At 57.8% G+C, this 16,443-nt stretch carries 18 protein-coding genes; 16 read left to right on the top strand and 2 right to left on the bottom strand.

Annotated elements, in window-relative coordinates; translation table 11 throughout:
- Positions 1–79: 79 nt before the first annotated feature.
- On the bottom strand, positions 80–325 hold the full coding sequence (locus AAIA72_RS03020) for a hypothetical protein (protein WP_369601971.1): 246 nt from the start codon (positions 323–325) through the stop codon (positions 80–82).
- Between the two features lie 77 nt (positions 326–402).
- Between AAIA72_RS03020 and AAIA72_RS03015 the strand changes: the two genes are divergently transcribed.
- From AAIA72_RS03015 to AAIA72_RS02940, 16 genes are all read left to right on the top strand, one after another.
- Entirely contained in the window at positions 403–1,185 is a 783-nt protein-coding gene (locus AAIA72_RS03015; protein WP_369601970.1) for a CbbQ/NirQ/NorQ/GpvN family protein, read from the top strand.
- Positions 1,166–1,534 (top strand): hypothetical protein, encoded by a 369-nt coding sequence (locus AAIA72_RS03010; RefSeq protein WP_369601969.1) that lies wholly within the window; start codon positions 1,166–1,168, stop codon positions 1,532–1,534. Before AAIA72_RS03015 ends, AAIA72_RS03010 begins: the two co-directional genes overlap by 20 nt.
- A 106-nt stretch (positions 1,535–1,640) precedes the next feature.
- Positions 1,641–3,362 carry a cytochrome D1 domain-containing protein gene (locus tag AAIA72_RS03005; RefSeq protein ID WP_369601968.1) on the top strand — a complete coding sequence of 574 codons (1,722 nt, stop codon included), beginning with the start codon at positions 1,641–1,643 and terminating at the stop codon, positions 3,360–3,362.
- An 82-nt stretch (positions 3,363–3,444) separates the two neighbouring features.
- Complete coding sequence (locus AAIA72_RS03000; RefSeq protein ID WP_369601967.1) at positions 3,445–3,753, top strand: cytochrome c; 309 nt, start codon at positions 3,445–3,447, stop codon at positions 3,751–3,753.
- Positions 3,753–4,970, top strand: coding sequence for a cytochrome D1 domain-containing protein (locus AAIA72_RS02995; RefSeq protein ID WP_369601966.1), 1,218 nt, complete (start codon positions 3,753–3,755; stop codon positions 4,968–4,970). The genes AAIA72_RS03000 and AAIA72_RS02995 overlap by 1 nt, the downstream gene beginning before the upstream one ends.
- An 8-nt stretch (positions 4,971–4,978) precedes the next feature.
- Positions 4,979–5,458 (top strand): Lrp/AsnC family transcriptional regulator, encoded by a 480-nt coding sequence (locus AAIA72_RS02990; RefSeq protein WP_369601965.1) that lies wholly within the window; start codon positions 4,979–4,981, stop codon positions 5,456–5,458.
- Positions 5,445–5,951, top strand: a complete 507-nt coding sequence (locus AAIA72_RS02985) for an AsnC family protein (RefSeq protein ID WP_369601964.1) — start codon at positions 5,445–5,447, stop codon at positions 5,949–5,951. The genes AAIA72_RS02990 and AAIA72_RS02985 overlap by 14 nt, the downstream gene beginning before the upstream one ends.
- The gene (locus tag AAIA72_RS02980) at positions 5,944–6,405 is read left to right on the top strand and encodes an Lrp/AsnC family transcriptional regulator (RefSeq protein ID WP_369601963.1); all 462 of its coding nucleotides are present in this window, start codon (positions 5,944–5,946) and stop codon (positions 6,403–6,405) included. Before AAIA72_RS02985 ends, AAIA72_RS02980 begins: the two co-directional genes overlap by 8 nt.
- Positions 6,380–6,910 (top strand): Lrp/AsnC family transcriptional regulator, encoded by a 531-nt coding sequence (locus AAIA72_RS02975; protein ID WP_369601962.1) that lies wholly within the window; start codon positions 6,380–6,382, stop codon positions 6,908–6,910. Before AAIA72_RS02980 ends, AAIA72_RS02975 begins: the two co-directional genes overlap by 26 nt.
- On the top strand, positions 6,898–8,058 hold the full coding sequence (gene nirJ / locus AAIA72_RS02970; protein ID WP_369601961.1) for a heme d1 biosynthesis radical SAM protein NirJ: 1,161 nt from the start codon (positions 6,898–6,900) through the stop codon (positions 8,056–8,058). Before AAIA72_RS02975 ends, nirJ begins: the two co-directional genes overlap by 13 nt.
- A gap of 13 nt (positions 8,059–8,071) precedes the next feature.
- Entirely contained in the window at positions 8,072–8,875 is an 804-nt protein-coding gene (gene cobA, locus AAIA72_RS02965; protein ID WP_369601960.1) for a uroporphyrinogen-III C-methyltransferase, read from the top strand.
- The gene (locus tag AAIA72_RS02960; protein ID WP_369601959.1) at positions 8,863–10,422 is read left to right on the top strand and encodes a cytochrome D1 domain-containing protein; all 1,560 of its coding nucleotides are present in this window, start codon (positions 8,863–8,865) and stop codon (positions 10,420–10,422) included. The genes cobA and AAIA72_RS02960 overlap by 13 nt, the downstream gene beginning before the upstream one ends.
- Before the next feature lie 168 nt (positions 10,423–10,590).
- On the top strand, positions 10,591–11,037 hold the full coding sequence (locus AAIA72_RS02955; RefSeq protein WP_369601958.1) for a cytochrome c: 447 nt from the start codon (positions 10,591–10,593) through the stop codon (positions 11,035–11,037).
- Between the two features lie 12 nt (positions 11,038–11,049).
- Positions 11,050–12,432, top strand: coding sequence for a cbb3-type cytochrome c oxidase subunit I (locus AAIA72_RS02950; RefSeq protein ID WP_369601957.1), 1,383 nt, complete (start codon positions 11,050–11,052; stop codon positions 12,430–12,432).
- Between the two features lie 57 nt (positions 12,433–12,489).
- Complete coding sequence (locus AAIA72_RS02945) at positions 12,490–14,307, top strand: nitric oxide reductase activation protein NorD (RefSeq protein ID WP_369601956.1); 1,818 nt, start codon at positions 12,490–12,492, stop codon at positions 14,305–14,307.
- Between the two features lie 86 nt (positions 14,308–14,393).
- Complete coding sequence (locus AAIA72_RS02940) at positions 14,394–15,179, top strand: substrate-binding periplasmic protein (RefSeq protein WP_369601955.1); 786 nt, start codon at positions 14,394–14,396, stop codon at positions 15,177–15,179.
- Here the strand turns inward: AAIA72_RS02940 and AAIA72_RS02935 are convergent.
- The gene (locus AAIA72_RS02935; protein WP_369601954.1) at positions 15,149–16,405 is read right to left on the bottom strand and encodes an MgtC/SapB family protein; all 1,257 of its coding nucleotides are present in this window, start codon (positions 16,403–16,405) and stop codon (positions 15,149–15,151) included. The two genes, AAIA72_RS02940 and AAIA72_RS02935, sit on opposite strands and share 31 nt — an antisense overlap.
- Between the last annotated feature and the right edge of the window lie 38 nt (positions 16,406–16,443).

Raw genomic sequence — 16,443 nt, 5'->3', positions numbered from 1 at the left:
AGGATTTTCCAGCGCATATCATCACCGAGCGTACAGACCGGCACGATTCCCCGGACGGTGATGGTACCGTTCTCCAGTTCTATGGACAGGGAAAGCTTCCCATGTTCATGTTGATGCCTTCAATGTAGGCTGTTTTGATGCCTCTGGCGGCATCGCCTTCAAGGGTGAGCGTGAAGGCATGATTGGCGGAGCGCTCGGCATGAATCAGGAGTCTGCCCTGCGGAGTGTCGCACGGGGTGTCCGCCCGGCACAGGATGACTTCAGTTTCACGAGTGCAACCACTGAGCACGGCAGCAATTCCGATCATCGCGATCAGATATTTCACGGGACATGACCTTTATCAAAGCGTGGCGGGGCACCATTCTATAGGCTTTTGTCAAAATCACCAGTGGAGAGGTTTACGTGACAGATACGCCGTTTTATGTGCCCCAGGGCAACGAAGTGGAGCTCTTCGAACACGCTGCACGCCATAATCTGCCGGTCCTGATCAAGGGCCCGACAGGGTGTGGCAAGACCCGCTTCGTGGAATACATGGCCGCCAGGCTGGGCCGGAACGTGCATACCGTCGCCTGCCATGACGATCTCAGTGCGGCGGATCTGGTGGGACGCCACCTGATCGGCAAGGACGGGACCTATTGGCAGGATGGCCCCCTCACCCGTGCCGTGCGTGAAGGCGCCATTTGCTATCTGGACGAAATCATCGAGGCGCGCAAGGATACGACAGTCGTCATTCACCCGCTGGCCGATGATCGCCGTCTGCTCCCCATCGAACGCACGGGAGAGCTGCTGGAAGCCGCGTCCGGTTTCATGCTGGTAGTGTCTTACAACCCCGGTTACCAGAATGTGCTGAAAGGCATGAAGCCGAGTACCCGTCAGCGCTTTGTGGCGCTGTCCTTCACCTACCCCAAGCCCGAACTGGAGGCATCCATTGTCATTCACGAGGCGGATGTGGATCGCGGCATTGCCGAGCGCCTGGTGAAACTGGCCAATGCCCTGAGGAATCTGACCGGCCACGATCTGGAAGAAGCCGCTTCCACACGTCTGCTGATCTATGCCGCCCGACTCATTCGCTCGGGGGTACCCACACGGGAGGCCTGTTATGCTACCATTGCAGAACCCCTGACCGATGATCAGGATACCTTGCAGGCTATCCGGGACATGATTGATGCCCACTTCGAGCCCTGACCTGACACTGGATGACCCGGAAAGGCGCATCGCCATCCAGGCTGAGTGCGCCTACCTCGTCAACTTGCTTGCCTTGCCTCTGGTCGGCGCCCTGTACTGCCTGTTTCTCTCTGTCCGCCACCTGCGCAGCGCCAGCCTGGCGCTTCGCCAGCACCTGCTCTTCACGACCTGGGGCAGTTTTCTTGCCCTGTTTCTGCTGGGGGGCATGACGGGGTTCTATTATCTCATGTTGGGTACCAGCCCCCGGTTCTGGTTCAATACGCTCATTTTTCTCTCCATCTTTCATACCTCCTTCGTTATAGTCGGTCTTTATACTTTAGCTAAATCTTTGTCAGGAAAAGGGTTTTAGCATTTCCCGCCTTTCTCTATTCCTCTTGTTAACCTGATTTAGATCAAGGTGGATGAAAGTTTGTTCATCCATAGTGAACGTGCGACACAACAAGGAGACGCACGAGATGAACTTTCGTCTTGCCCTGAAACCGATCACTCTGGCAGTGGCTTCGTCCGCACTCATTCTCGCGGGCGGCAGCTTCGCTCAGGAGGGTCACAAAAACGATTCTGGTTATGAAGGTGCTCCGCTCGCCATGAGCGGCAAAGATGCACAGATTGTCAAATCACCCGGTGCGCCCGACATGAGCGTGGCCGAGTTTGAACAGGCTCGGAAGATTTATTTCGAGCGCTGCGCCGGCTGTCACGGTGTGCTCCGCAAGGGGGCCACAGGCAAGCCGCTGACGCCGGATATCACCCAGAAAAAAGGCACGGATTATCTGAAGGCGTTCATTACCTACGGATCGCCCGCCGGCATGCCCAACTGGGGTACCTCAGGCGAGCTGACCGAGCAGCAGATCGACCTGATGGCCCGCTATATCCAGCATGAGCCCCCCAAGCCGCCCGAGTTTGGCATGAAGGAAATGAAGGCGACCTGGAAAGTGCTGGTGCCGCCCGAGAAGCGTCCGAAGAAACAGATGAACAATCTGAATCTCAAGAACCTGTTCTCCGTCACACTGCGTGACGCAGGCAAGGTGGCGCTGATCGACGGTGACAGCAAGAAGATCGTCAAGATCCTCGATACCGGTTATGCGGTACATATCTCCCGTCTCTCCGCTTCCGGGCGTTATCTGTTCACCGTGGGTCGTGATGCCCTGCTGAACATGATCGACCTGTGGATGGAAGAGCCCGCGACCGTTGCGACCATCAAGATCGGCCTGGAAGCCCGCTCCGTGGAAACCTCCAAGTACAAGGGATGGGAAGACAAGTATGCCATCGCCGGTTCCTACTGGCCGCCCCAGTACGTGATCATGGACGGCGAAACCATGGAACCGCTGAAGATAGTCTCCACCCGTGGCATGACCGTGGATACTCAGGAGTACCATCCTGAGCCACGTGTTGCAGCGATCGTAGCCTCTCACGAGCGGCCCGAGTTTATCGTCAACGTCAAGGAAACCGGCAAGGTACTGATGGTCAACTATGAGGATATCGACAATCTCAAGGTGACCACCATCGGCGCTGCCCGCTTCCTGCACGATGGCGGCTGGGACAGCACCCACCGGTACTTCCTGACCGCCGCCAACAAGTCCAACAAGATTGCCGTCATTGATTCCAAGACGGACAAGCTTGTGGCACTTGTCGATGTTGGCTCGATTCCTCACCCCGGCCGCGGTGCCAACTTCGTGCATCCCAAGTACGGTCCGGTCTGGGCGACCAGTCACCTGGGCGACAATAGCATTGCCTTGATTGGTACGGATCCGGAAGGTCACCCGGATTATGCCTGGAAGATGGTACAGAAGCTTGACGGCCCTGGCGGCGGCTCCCTGTTCATCAAGACCCATCCGAAGTCCCGTCATCTGTATGTGGACACCCCGCTGAACCCGTCGCCGGAGCTCAGTCAGTCTGTCGCTGTCTATGATCTGGACAATCTGGACAAGGGCTTCAAGACCCTCCCGATTGCCAAGTGGGCAGGCCTGAAAGACGATGGTGCCAAACGGGTCGTACAGCCCGAGTTCAACAAGGCTGGTGATGAAGTCTGGTTCTCCGTCTGGAGCGCCAAGGACAAGGAGTCTGCCATCGTGATTGTGGACGACAAGACACTCAAGCTGAAGGCTGTGATCAAGGACAAGCGCCTGATTACGCCGACAGGCAAGTTCAACGTCTACAACACCATGCACGACATTTATTGATGACCATCCACGGATGATACAAGGCGCAGGGACGCGCCTCATAACGATAACGAAATTTTTCCGGGTAAAGACGATGAGAGAGATGGCTCAATCAATGTGTCTGACTGTCGCATTGCTTGTGTCCGGTACCGTTGCGGCTTTGACGGGCGACCGGGCGCAAGCCCTTCTCGACACATTGAAACAGGATTGTGGTTCCTGCCACGGCATGACCTTGCAAGGCGGCCTTGGCCCTGCACTCACCCCCCAGGCATTGTCTGACAAGCCTGTCGACTTTCTCACCCGAACCATTCTGGATGGTCGTCCCAATACGGCAATGCCCCCCTGGCGGCCCTTGCTGAAGGAAGAGGAAGCCCGCTGGCTTGCAGAACAACTTAAAAAGGGTGTGAAGTGATGACGGTATCTGCTTCAATCAAAAAGACTTTTGAATTCATCACGGCGGCGATTCTGGCATTCGGGTTGACCGCCTGCGCCACAGCACCGCAGACGGACACGCAGGTGACGACCCTGCGGGGCACCGGAACGCTGGGCGTCATCATCGAGCGCGCTACCGGCTCCGTTCTCGTCGTCGAACAACGCAGCCACAGCATCCTTCACCGGATTACAGGACTGGGTGATCTGTCCCACGCTTCAGTGGTGTTCTCCCCCGATGAACGCTATGCCTATGTATTCGGCCGCGACGGTGGCCTGTCCAAAGTTGACGTTCTCACCGGCCAGCTCGTCCGCCGTGTGATCCAGGGAGGCAACAGCATCGGTGGTGCCATTTCGGCCGACGGAAGGCTGATTGCTGTTTCAAACTATGAACCGGGTGGCGTAAAACTGTTTGATGCGCAGTCGCTGGATCTGGTTGCCGACCTGAACAGCCAGGCCATCACCGGCCATCCCTCCAAAACCGTGGGCATGGTCGATGCACCGGGCAATGTCTTCATGGCAGCGCTGCTCGACGGTGATGAAATCTGGCGCATTCACACCGACAGCAATCCGCCCCAGGTGGATCGTTATCCGGCCAAAGGACGCATGCCATATGATGCACTGATCACTCCGGATGGCCGCTATTACATTGCGGGACTGTTCGGGGAAGATGGCATGAGTCTGCTGGATCTCTGGCATCCCGAAAAGGGTGTCCAGCGCATTCTTTCCGAATACGGCAAGGGAGAGGCCAAACTCCCGGTTTACAAGATGCCGCACCTTGAAGGCTGGACAATTGTGGGCGATACGGCCTGGGTGCCTGCAGTGGGCCATCATGAGGTGCTGGTCATCAATACCCGGACCTGGACACTGCAGCAGCGCATTCCCGTATACAGCCAACCCGTGTTTGTGATGGGTCGGCCGGACGGGCGGCAGGTCTGGGTAAACTTTGCCTATCCTGACAACGGTGCGGTGCAGGTTCTGGATACGGAAACCGGCAAGATTCTGCGCACACTTGAACCCGGCAAGACCGTGCTGCACATGGAGTTCACGGCAAAGGGGGACGAGGTCTGGATCAGCGTTCGGGATGACAACAAGGTCTGTGTCTACGACACCACCACGCTGACACAAAAAACCTGCCTGCCGGCAGAAAAGCCCAGTGGAATTTTCTTCACCTGGCGTGCTCACCGGATTGGTCTGTAGGAGGCTCCATGACACCCCTCGCCCGCACACTGATTGACCGATACCAGAAGGGATTGCCGGTTTCGCTCACGCCCTGGGCTGATCTGGCCTCCGAACTGGGCGTCACTGAAGAAGAGGTGCTGACCACGCTGGATGCACTGGAAGCCGAAGGCATCATTACCCGCGTGGGGCCGGTCTTCAACCATCACCGGGCCGGCGCCAGTACACTGATTGCCCTGGCGGTTGCACCGTCACGTCTGGAGCACGTTGCGAGCTGGCTGAATGCACAGGAAGGTATCAACCATAACTACGAGCGCGAGCATTTTTTCAATCTGTGGTGTGTTGCCACGGCGGCCGATGCCGATTCTCTGCAAGCCCGGGTAGAGGGCATTCGCAGGCGCTGGCCGGATGTCCCTGTCCTTGATCTGCCCATGGTCGAGCAATATCACATTGATCTGGCCTTCCCCATCCGCTGGGAAGGCGTGGAGGCACATCATGCTGACGCCTGAACAAAGCCGCCGACTCAAGGGGTTGCTGCGCCACGGAATCCCACGGACACATCGCCCCTGGCAGACGCTGGCACAACAACTGGGCGTGCAGGAAACAGAGGTGTTCCGGACAATCCGGGACTGGCTGAATGATGGCACCATCAAGCGCATGGGGCTGGTGGTCAATCACCATGCACTGGGCTATACCGCCAATGCTATGGTGGTTTTTGACGTCCCCGACGATCAGATCCGCGAGATAGCTGCCGCCATTTGCAGTACGGGCCGGGTCAACCTGTGTTATCAGCGACCGCGTCGACCGAACTGGCCCTATAACCTGTTCTGCATGATTCATGGTCAATCCAGGGAACACGTGAACTCCGAACTGGAGACGCTTCTGAAAGAGGCCGGACTTGAAAAGTGGCGCCATGAAGTGCTGTTTTCCACCCGGCAGTTCAAGCAGTGTGGTGGCCACTACGGACTGGTGATCAACGCCAAGGGAGGACAGCATGACTGAAGCGCTGCCTCTGAGCCCCCTCGAAAAAACCGTGATCAACCGGCTTCAGTATGGCATACCCGCCGTCCCCCGGCCTTTTGATGCCTTGGCCGGAGAGTTGGGCATCAGCCCGGCCGACATCGTGGAAACACTCCGGTCGCTGCAGGCCCGTGGCATTCTCATGCGTCTGGGGCCCCTCTACAACGCCGTGCACATGGGTGGCGAAGTCTCGCTTGTCGGCATGGCGGTGCCTCAGGATCGCTTTGATGAGGTTTGCGAAATCGTCAACAGCTATCCGGAAGTGGCCCACAACTACGAGCGCGACCATGCGATCAACATGTGGTTCGTGGTGTCCACGGAAACCCCCGGACGCACTGAGGAAGTGCTTGCCGATATCGCACGTCGAACCGGCCTCACGCCCCTGAACATGCCCAAGGAGGAGGAGTACTATGTCGGCCTGTACTTCCAGGTCTGAAGCGACATTGAGCGCTCTGGATCTTGAACTGATACGTGTGACTCAGCAGGGTCTGCCGCTGACCGAACAGCCCTTCGCCGAGGCGGCCCGCACACTGGGTATCAGCGAGGATGAAGTCTGTGCCCGCCTGGCCCGCATGCAGGATGCCGGAGTGGTTCGCCGGATTGCGCTGGTACCCAATCATTACAAGCTGGGGTATACCGCAAACGGCATGTCGGTCTGGGATGTGGAAGATGCTGCCCTGCCTGCGCTGGCAGCACGCATCGCCGCCCTGCCCGGTGTCAGCCACTGCTATCGTCGCCCCAGACATCTGCCGGACTGGCCCTACAACCTGTTTGCCATGCTGCATGGCCGTACGCGTGAGGAAGTTCTGGAACAGAAAAAGGAAATCGAATTGTTGCTGGGAGATGCCTGCCGGCAATCCGACATTCTGTTTTCAACCCGCATTCTCAAGAAAACCGGTTTCCGGCTCGCCGCCAAAGGAGGCGCCAAATGTTCAGACTGACCCAATACATGAACTCACTTATCCATCCGGCGCCCGTCCCACCGGCACGCAAACCGACGGGACCGGTGGTGATCTGGAATCTGATCCGCCGTTGCAACCTGACCTGCAAGCATTGTTATTCCATTTCGGCCGACACCCATTTCAAAGGCGAGCTGGAAACCGATGAAGTCTATGAGGTCATGGATGATCTCAAGGCCTTTGGCGTACCGGTACTTATCCTTTCGGGAGGCGAGCCCCTCCTGCGCCCAGATATCTTTGATATCGCAAAGCGTGCCAAGGCCATGGGATTTTATGTGGGACTTTCCAGCAACGGCACACTGATCGACGAATCCAACATCGACACCATAGCCGAAACCGGTTTCGACTATGTGGGCATCAGCCTGGACGGCTTGCGCGAAGTCCATGACCAGTTCCGGCAAAAGGAAGGTGCGTTCGATGCTTCGTTGCACGCGGCAAAGCTGTGCAAGCAGCACGGCATCAAGATCGGTTTGCGCTTCACCCTCACGCAAATGAACTACCAGGACTTCCCCGCCCTGCTGGACCTGGTGGCCGAACATGATATCGACAAGTTCTACCTGTCACACCTCAACTATGCCGGGCGCGGAAACCGCAACCGCAAGCATGACGCCCACCTGGCCATGACCCGGGATGCCATGACCCAGCTCTTCAATCATTGCGAGGCCGAGCTGAAGCAGGGGATTCACCGGGACTATGTTACCGGAAACAACGATGCCGATGCCGTCTGGCTGATCAAGTGGGCCGAAGAACGCTATCCGGAACAGGTTCCGCAGCTGGTTCAGCGACTGCGGAACTGGGGCGGCAATGCCACGGGCGAACATATCGCCAACATTGACAACCTGGGCAATGTGCATCCGGACACCTTCTGGTGGGATCACACGCTGGGCAATGTCCGCCAGCAACCATTTTCCGGGATCTGGCGTAACACACAGGATCCGCTCATGCTTGGCCTGCGTCAGCGCCCCCGCCCGGTCAAGGGACGTTGCGGCGTGTGTCCCTGGCTTGATGTGTGCAATGGCAACACCCGTGTCCGCGCCCGCCAGATGAGTGGTGATGTGTGGGCAGAGGATCCGGCCTGCTATCTGACAGACGAGGAACTGGGCCTCATTCCGGTTCGCCAGGTGGTTTAACGGGAGACCGATGATGACGACACGCATTCCCGACCTCAAACCCGGACAGGTGGCACTGATAGGTGCCGGCCCCGGCGATCCGGATCTGCTGACCCGTGCGGCGGAGCGAATTCTGCGTCAGGCCACGGATGTGGTTTATGACCGGCTGGTGTCGGATGCCATTCTGGCCCTGGTACCACCGGAGGCAACGTTGCACTATGCCGGCAAGCGCAGCCATTGCCACACGCTGACACAATCCCAGACCAATGCGCTGCTCGCCCGGCTGGCGATGGAAGGTCGCAAGGTAGTCAGACTCAAGGGCGGCGATCCGTTCGTGTTTGGCCGGGGTGGCGAGGAACAGGATTACCTGTCCGAACGTGGCATTGAAACCATTGTCGTGCCCGGCCTGACCTCAGCCCTGGGGTGTGCCACCCTCAATGGCCTGCCACTGACACACCGGGAATGCAGCCAGATGCTGACCCTGGTCACCGGTCACCTCAAGCAGGGCGAACTGGATCTGGACTGGCGGGCACTCTCCAGCCCCAACCAGACCGTGGTGTTCTACATGGGACTCTCCAACGCGGCCCGGATCCGTGATGCCCTCATCAAGGCCGGTCGATCCCCAGAAACGCCGGTTGCACTGATTGAGCGGGGCGCCACGCCACAGGAAAGACGCTGCATCACGACGCTTTCACAATTACCTGAATCGGTCGAACAGCATGGGCTTCAACCCCCAACCCTCATCATCGTGGGCGATGTCGTCAATCATGTGAGGGACTTCGGTCAATGGCTGACTTCGGAAACAAACATACCGGGGGCTCTGTCATGCGCATCCTGAAATTTGCATTGCCCGTTCTGTTGATCATCGGCGCCCATTCCACGGTTGCGCAAGCTGAAAACCAAGGGGCAGAGACCTTGTATAACCGGTACTGCGCCGCCTGCCATGGCGCCAATCGTCTGGGAGGAATGGGGCCTGCTCTCCTGCCCGAAAATCTGGGCCGGTTGCGGCCGAAACATGCTATCCGGACGATTACCAATGGTCGACCGGCCACACAGATGCCGGCATTCGGCAAACAGCTTGAAGCCGAACAGATACGTGCTCTGGTCGATTTTATCTACTCCAAACCCAAAGTAGAACCCAAGTGGACTTTTGAGGACATTCAGCGTTCGCGGATCGTCCACACCGACATCATGAGTCTGTCGGCCACCCCCACCTTCAATGCCGATATGCAGAACCTGTTTGTGGTGGTGGAAACCGGTGACCATCACGTCACGATTCTGGATGGCGACCGTTTCGAACCCATCACCCGCTTTCCCAGTCGTTACGCCCTTCACGGCGGCCCCAAGTACTCTCCGGACGGTCGCTTCGTTTATTTTGCCTCCCGAGACGGCTGGATCACTCAATATGATCTCTATAACCTGAAGGTCGTTGCAGAAATCCGCGCCGGGATCAATACACGCAATGTGGCCATATCCGATGATGGCCATTGGCTGATGGTTGCGAACTACCTGCCGCAAACACTTGTGCTACTGGATGCCATTTCACTTGAGCCCGTCCGGGTCTACCCGGTCATTGGGCATGATGGTACCCCTTCGCGAGTCAGTGCAGTCTACACGGCCCCGCCCCGGCACAGCTTCATCGCCGCACTCAAGGATATTCAGGAGGTCTGGGAGATTCCCTATCCCTTGCTGCCTGTCCGGCATGTGTATCAAAAACCCATGCGGGATGTTGTACTCCGGCACAGGATGGAAACCGCACCCCTGGACGTACAGCGTATTGCCGTACCCGACTATATGGACGATTTCTTTTTCGACCCCGACTACCACTATCTGATTGGTGCCAGCCGTTCCGGTAACCAGGCGCACGTTTTTGACCTGGATTCGCGCCGGCCCGTCAAAACACTCGCACTCGGTGGCATGCCACATCTGGGGTCAGGTATCAGCTGGGCGTGGAAGGATACCCGTATTCTGGCTACCCAGAACCTCAAGAAGGGTGAAATCGTCTTCATCGACATGAAAAACTGGGAAATCGTCAAACGCGTCAAAACGCCCGGACCCGGCTTTTTCATGCGCAGTCACAGCCAGTCCCCCTGGGTGTGGGCAGATGTGTTTTTCGGGCCGAACAAGGACAAGATGCTCCTTATCAACAAATCCACGCTGGAAGTGGAGCATTTCCTGACGCCGCGCCCGGGCAAGACCAGTGCACATGTCGAATATACCCGGGATGGCCGCCATGCATTGCTGAGTATCTGGGAGAACCCGGGCGAGCTGATCATCTATGACATGAAAACGCTGAGCGAAATCCGTTCTCTGCCCATGTCCAAACCCTCGGGCAAATACAACGTATTTAACAAAACGCATTACGATGATGGCACAAGCCATTGATCTGCAGTCTTTCATCGCTCTACCCGGAGCATGATTGTTTGGCCGGGCCCTGCCCGGCCTTTTTTATAAATCCCTAGTAAATTACTAGGTTGATCCAAATCAAGGCAGGTACCTGCCCAAAAACCGTATGCTGGCATCGTCCACATACCACATCAGGGAGACAACAACATGGCTGAACGCTTTACCAAAAGCATGGCCAGAAACATCTACCTCGGAGGCAGCGTGTTCTTCGTGTTACTGTTTCTGGCGCTTACCTTTGACACCATGCAGGCCATGCCTCAGCGGGACAACCGGGCACAGCTGACTGAAGCGGCTGCGCGCGGAAAGCTCGTCTGGGAGCAGAACAACTGCATCGGTTGCCATACGCTGCTGGGTGAAGGTGCCTATTTTGCACCCGAACTGGGCAACGTGTTCCAGCGCCGCGGTGGTGGTGATCCGGCTACCTTCAAGGCATTTCTCCATGCCTGGATGCAAGCCCAGCCCACAGGGGTTCCGGGCCGCCGTCAGATGCCCCAGTTCAATCTGACCGACCAGGAAATCGATGACCTTGCCGCATTCCTCGAGTATGCCGCTGGCATCCAAACCAATGACTGGCCGCCCAACATCGAAGGCTAAGGAGATACAGCCATGCAATATCAGTCACAGGCCGTTGCCAAACCCTATTTCATCTTTGCGCTCTTGCTCTTTGCCGGACAGATCCTGTTTGGCCTGATCATGGGGCTTCAATATGTGGTCGGCGACTTCCTCTTTCCGGCCATCCCCTTCAACGTGGCACGGATGGTTCATACCAACCTGCTCATCGTCTGGTTGCTGTTCGGCTTCATGGGCGCTGCCTACTACCTGATTCCGGAAGAGTCCCAGCGTGAACTGCACAGCCCGAAGCTGGCACTGGCATTGTTCTGGATCTTTGCCGTAGCGGGCACCCTCACCATTCTGGGGTACCTGTTCGTGCCTTATGCCGGACTGGCCAAGATGACCGGCAACGAGCTGCTGCCGACCATGGGCCGGGAGTTCCTTGAGCAGCCCACCATTACCAAGATTGGTATCGTGATCGTGGCACTGGGCTTCCTGTACAACCTTGGCATGACGGTACTCAAGGGTCGGAAAACAGTCATCAATATCGTATTGATGACCGGTCTGGTCGGTCTGGCCGTCATGTTCCTGTTCTCCTTCTACAACCCCGAAAACCTGGCACTGGACAAGTACTACTGGTGGTGGGTTGTCCATCTTTGGGTCGAAGGCGTATGGGAGCTGATCATGGGTTCCATCCTGGCCTACGTCCTGATCAAGGTGACGGGTGTAGACCGTGAAGTGGTGGAAAAGTGGCTCTACGTCATCATTGCCATGGCGCTGATCACCGGTATTATCGGTACCGGCCACCACTACTACTGGATCGGGCCGCCCGAATACTGGAAGATCCTGGGCTCCGTATTCTCTGCCCTGGAACCCATTCCGTTCTTCCTGATGGCCGTCTTTGCCTTCAACATGGTCAACCGCCGTCGCCGTGAGCACCCGAACCGTGCAGCGACGCTCTGGGCCATGGGATGCGGGGTCATGGCTTTCCTGGGCGCAGGTGTCTGGGGCTTCCTGCACACACTGGCACCGGTGAACTATTACACTCACGGTACCCAGATCACGGCATCACACGGTCACATGGCCTTCTACGGTGCCTATGCGATGATTGTGCTGACCATCATCTCCTACGCCATGCCGGTACTGCGCGGCCGTCCTGACGGAAACAGCAACAAGGCTCAGGTTGTGGAAATGTGGGGCTTCTGGCTGATGACCATTTCCATGGTCTTCATCACCCTGTTCCTGACCGGCGCCGGTATCCTGCAGGTCTGGCTGCAGCGGATCCCGGAAACCGGCACTGCCCTCGGTTTCATGGCCACTCAGGATCAGCTCAGTCTGTTCTACTGGCTGCGTGAAATTGCCGGTGTCACTTTCCTGATCGGGCTTGTCGCCTACCTCTGGTCCTTCTTTGTGGACAAGGATGCACAACCGGCCTGATCACGCCAAACCTGCCGGCTCCCAAGGGAGCCGGCTTCATTTTGACAGGAGGCGACAATGGAAGAATGGGTTGGCCAGAAATGGCATCACTTCATTACCCGCAAGGCAGACCACAGCCATCCTGAGGCTGAGGTGCGCCTGGCAGATATCAGCAAGCGCCTCCACACCCTGTTACGGGCACTGACCGGAAATGAAGTGCTGGACATCCAGCCCAGCCCCGAAACCTGGTTTTACGTCAGGCAGACCTCCACTCAGAAGCTGGCCGGACTGGGCCGTCACTACACGCCGGTCTGGCGCAGCCACCACCGGCTGTATGTGCCCGAAAAGGTCGCATTTCTGCCAGACGCCCGACTCAACGAGAGTCTTTATCTCTGGTGGGCCCTTCTGGCAAGCCAGATGCCGCCGGACTGGCAGAACTGGCTGGTCGATAACCAGACCGCAACGCTCAGAACCCTTCAGGCCTATCCGGGCATCCGCACCACCTGGCACAACCTGACCCAGGCCGTGATCCGTGAACGCCCGGACCCGGATGCCCTCCCTGCGGATGAAGCCGCACAAGAGCGGGCTATCCTTCAGGCGCTGCTTGATCCGGGTTCAGTCAGCGCCCTGCCACCGGCACGCTTTGCTCCGGTGCCTGTTCACCTCTGGCTCTACCCCCAGTTTGCCGAGCAGACTGCGGCAGCCCGGGATGCCTCCGAGGATGAGCCCGGACACCGGCAACCCTCGGAAGAAAACCAGCCTCAGGCCAATGCACAACGCAAACGAGCCGAGAGAACTGACGCTGGAAAGAAGGATGGCTTGCTGTTGTTCCGCCTCGAAAGCCTGCTCAGCTGGGCAGAAATGACCAAGGTGGACCGCAGTCAGGACGATTCCGAAGAGGATGACAGCGCCGTTGCGGATGATCTTGACGTGATCACCCTGAGCAAAAAAGGCACAGCCAGCAAAGGCCTCAAACTCAGCCTTGACCTGCCTGCGGAAGCCGAGGACGACATCCCTCTGGATGAGGGCCTGAGGCTGCCGGAGTGGGATTTCAAACGCCAGGCTTATCGCCAGGATTATTGCCGGGTCCTGACACTGACACCCAGACACCTGGGAGACGAACACCTGCCAGAGCATCTCCAAAAGGACGCACAGAAGGTACGGCGCCACTTTCAGGAACTGCGCCCTGTCCGGTACTGGCAGAAGCGCCTGCGTGAAGGCGATGAAATTGACCTCGGTGCCTGGCTCGATTTCCAGACTGCGCGCCAGCATGGCCACGCCGATGGCGAACCTGCCGTATTTTCCTCCTTCAGCGGGCAACTGCGTGATCTCAACTGTCTGGTCCTTGCTGATCTCAGCCTGTCCACAGATGCCTGGCTGGGTAACCGCTGTACGGTACTGGACGTGATCCGGGACAGCCTCCTGCTGTTCAGCGAAGCACTGACCGCAAGCGGAGACACTTTCGCGCTCTATGGTTTCAGCTCAAGACGCAATAATCATGTCCGCATCACGGAACTGAAAAGCTTCACTGAAACGTATAACGATGCCGTCCGGGCACGCATCAACGGGCTCAAGCCCGGTTACTATACGCGCATGGGCGCGGCCATTCGCCGGGCGACTCAGCTGCTTTCCAAAAGGCCTGCCCACCAGAAACTGCTGCTTCTGATCACGGACGGAAAACCCAACGATCTGGACCAGTACGAAGGTCGCTACGGTGCCGAAGATACCCGCATGGCCGTGCGCGAGGCCCGCATGCAGGGCGTCGTGCCCTTCTGCGTCACCATCGACAAGGAGGTCGGCGACTACCTGCCCTGGCTGTTCGGCTCGCAGCACTATTGCCTGATCTCTAATCCGCACCAGCTCCCGGCCAGGCTGCCCGACTCTACGCGCAACTGACCCGGACCTGACAGCAACAGACGCGCCTCTGTTCAGATCCGGCCCAATGGTCTAGACTGGAAACAGGCAGAGAGTCGAGACACACAATGTTGCGGTATGTCCTGTATGCAGTCGCCGGTGGGGTGTTGGGTTTGTGCGCCCTGGTTGCGCAGGGTCAGGAAACACTGAAGCTGACCAATGGCGAGTGGCCACCCTATCAGTCACAGCACCTGCCCGGCTATGGGCCGGCTTCCCGCATTGTGACCCGTGCCTTTGAAACCCAGGGCATACGGGTGTCCTACGGCTTCTTTCCCTGGAGTCGTGCCTACTACATGGCCGAGCGCGGCATCTATCATGGCTCCCTGATCTGGAGCTATACCCCCGAGCGGGCCAAGGCCTTTTACTACAGCGACCCGTTCATCTTTACCGATACCGTATTTTTCTATCACCGCGACACCCCCTTCGACTGGTCCGACTGGAGCGACCTGCGCGGCATCCAGATTGGGGCAACCCTGGGTTACACCTACGGTGAAGGATTTGAAAAGGCTGAAAGACAAGGGTTGCTCACAGTGGACCGTGTCGTCAGCGACGAAATCAATCTGAGACGCCTTCTGGCAAAACGCATCACCATTTTCCCGCTATCTCTGGACGTGGGTCTGACCATGCTGAACACACTGTTCACACCGGAGGAGCGTGCAGAGATTCGCTGGCACCCCAGGCCACTGCGCAGAACTGCTTATCATCTTATTCTCTCGCGCAAACACCCGGATGCGCCGAAGTGGATTGAAGCGTTCAACCGCGGTCTGAAAATGCTGAAAGAAAGCGGTGAATACGAGCAGATTCTCCGGGCCGCCGAAGTGCCTCAGCCGGATATGACCACGGCAATACCGTGACTCACCAGGCCGGTTATCACCATGGTGAGGAATCCGGCCCCCAGTTGAAGGCGCAGGGCCCGGTCACCCACGACCACCGCCGCCCCGAACTTGAAGATGAAATTGGCTATGAAGGCAATGATGACTGCCTGAATGGCCACATTCACATCAAGCTGCCCCGCTGTGGCCAGTTTCAGGTTGGCGATGGTGATGGCGTCAACGTCAGTCAGCCCTGAAAGAAAGGCCACCACATAGCCGCCAAGGCTTGGAAATTGCTCGTTCATCCAGGCCGAAAGCATCAGTACCACCATGAACGACGCCGCAAAGCCCAAGGCTGTCTTGAGGTCAGCCGGATTCTGAACATGCAGCCGGGGCACATCCTGGGGCAACTCACCATCCCGCAACATGTGCCAGGTCAGAAAAAGCAGTCCGCCAAACAGGCCACCCAGCAACCAGGGCAACAGCAATGGCAGCACCTCCGCAGATACGGCAGTCACGAGAATGCCCACCCGGACAAACAGAATGAGATGGGAGAGCAGAATGATGCGCACGGCAAAGAGACAGAAACCCTCCGATTGCCGCGTATACCGGGAATACACCAGTGTCGTTGCCGTGGTGGAAACCAGACCACCCAGCAGGCCCACCAGCATCAATCCTGCCTTGCCGCCCCAGAACCTGAGCGCCACATACCCCGCCAGGCTGATACCACTGATCAGCACCACCAGCCATCCGATCTGATAGGGATTGATGACCTGATATGGCCCCATGTTTTCATTGGGCAGAACCGGCAGCAGAATGAAGGCTACCGCCGCGAACTGGAGGAAAGACGTCACGTCCTGATTGTTGAGTTTGCGGGGCACCTCACGCAGTTCCTTGCGAAAATAGAGCAAGGCCATCACCACAATGGCCAGCCCGCTGGGCAATAACGGATGTCCGATCCAGAGTGCCAGTCCCAGCCCATACGTCAGAATACCCGCCATGACCGTGGTGGTATCCGGTTCGGGCGACTCCGACTTCACTTGCGCCACAATCAGGCTTGCCACGATCAGCACCGCCATGACAGGAGCCATGATCCAGTTGTCCAGCTGATGTCCTGTATAGCCTGCCAGCGCCCCCGCCAGCGCGATCAGCGTGAACGTCCGCAGCCCCGCAATGGCATTGCTGTGCTTTTCTCGCTCCAGACCGATCAGAAATCCGATCCCGACAGCCTGCGCAAACAGCAGGAGATGGCCCAACGAATCATTCATCCCGAATCCTCATGTCGCCTTCTGGATGAGGGTAACAA

It is taken from the genome of Thermohahella caldifontis (genome assembly GCF_041153465.1).
Lineage (GTDB): Bacteria > Pseudomonadota > Gammaproteobacteria > Pseudomonadales > Oleiphilaceae > Thermohahella > Thermohahella caldifontis.
This window is presented reverse-complemented; position numbering and strand designations above follow the sequence as displayed.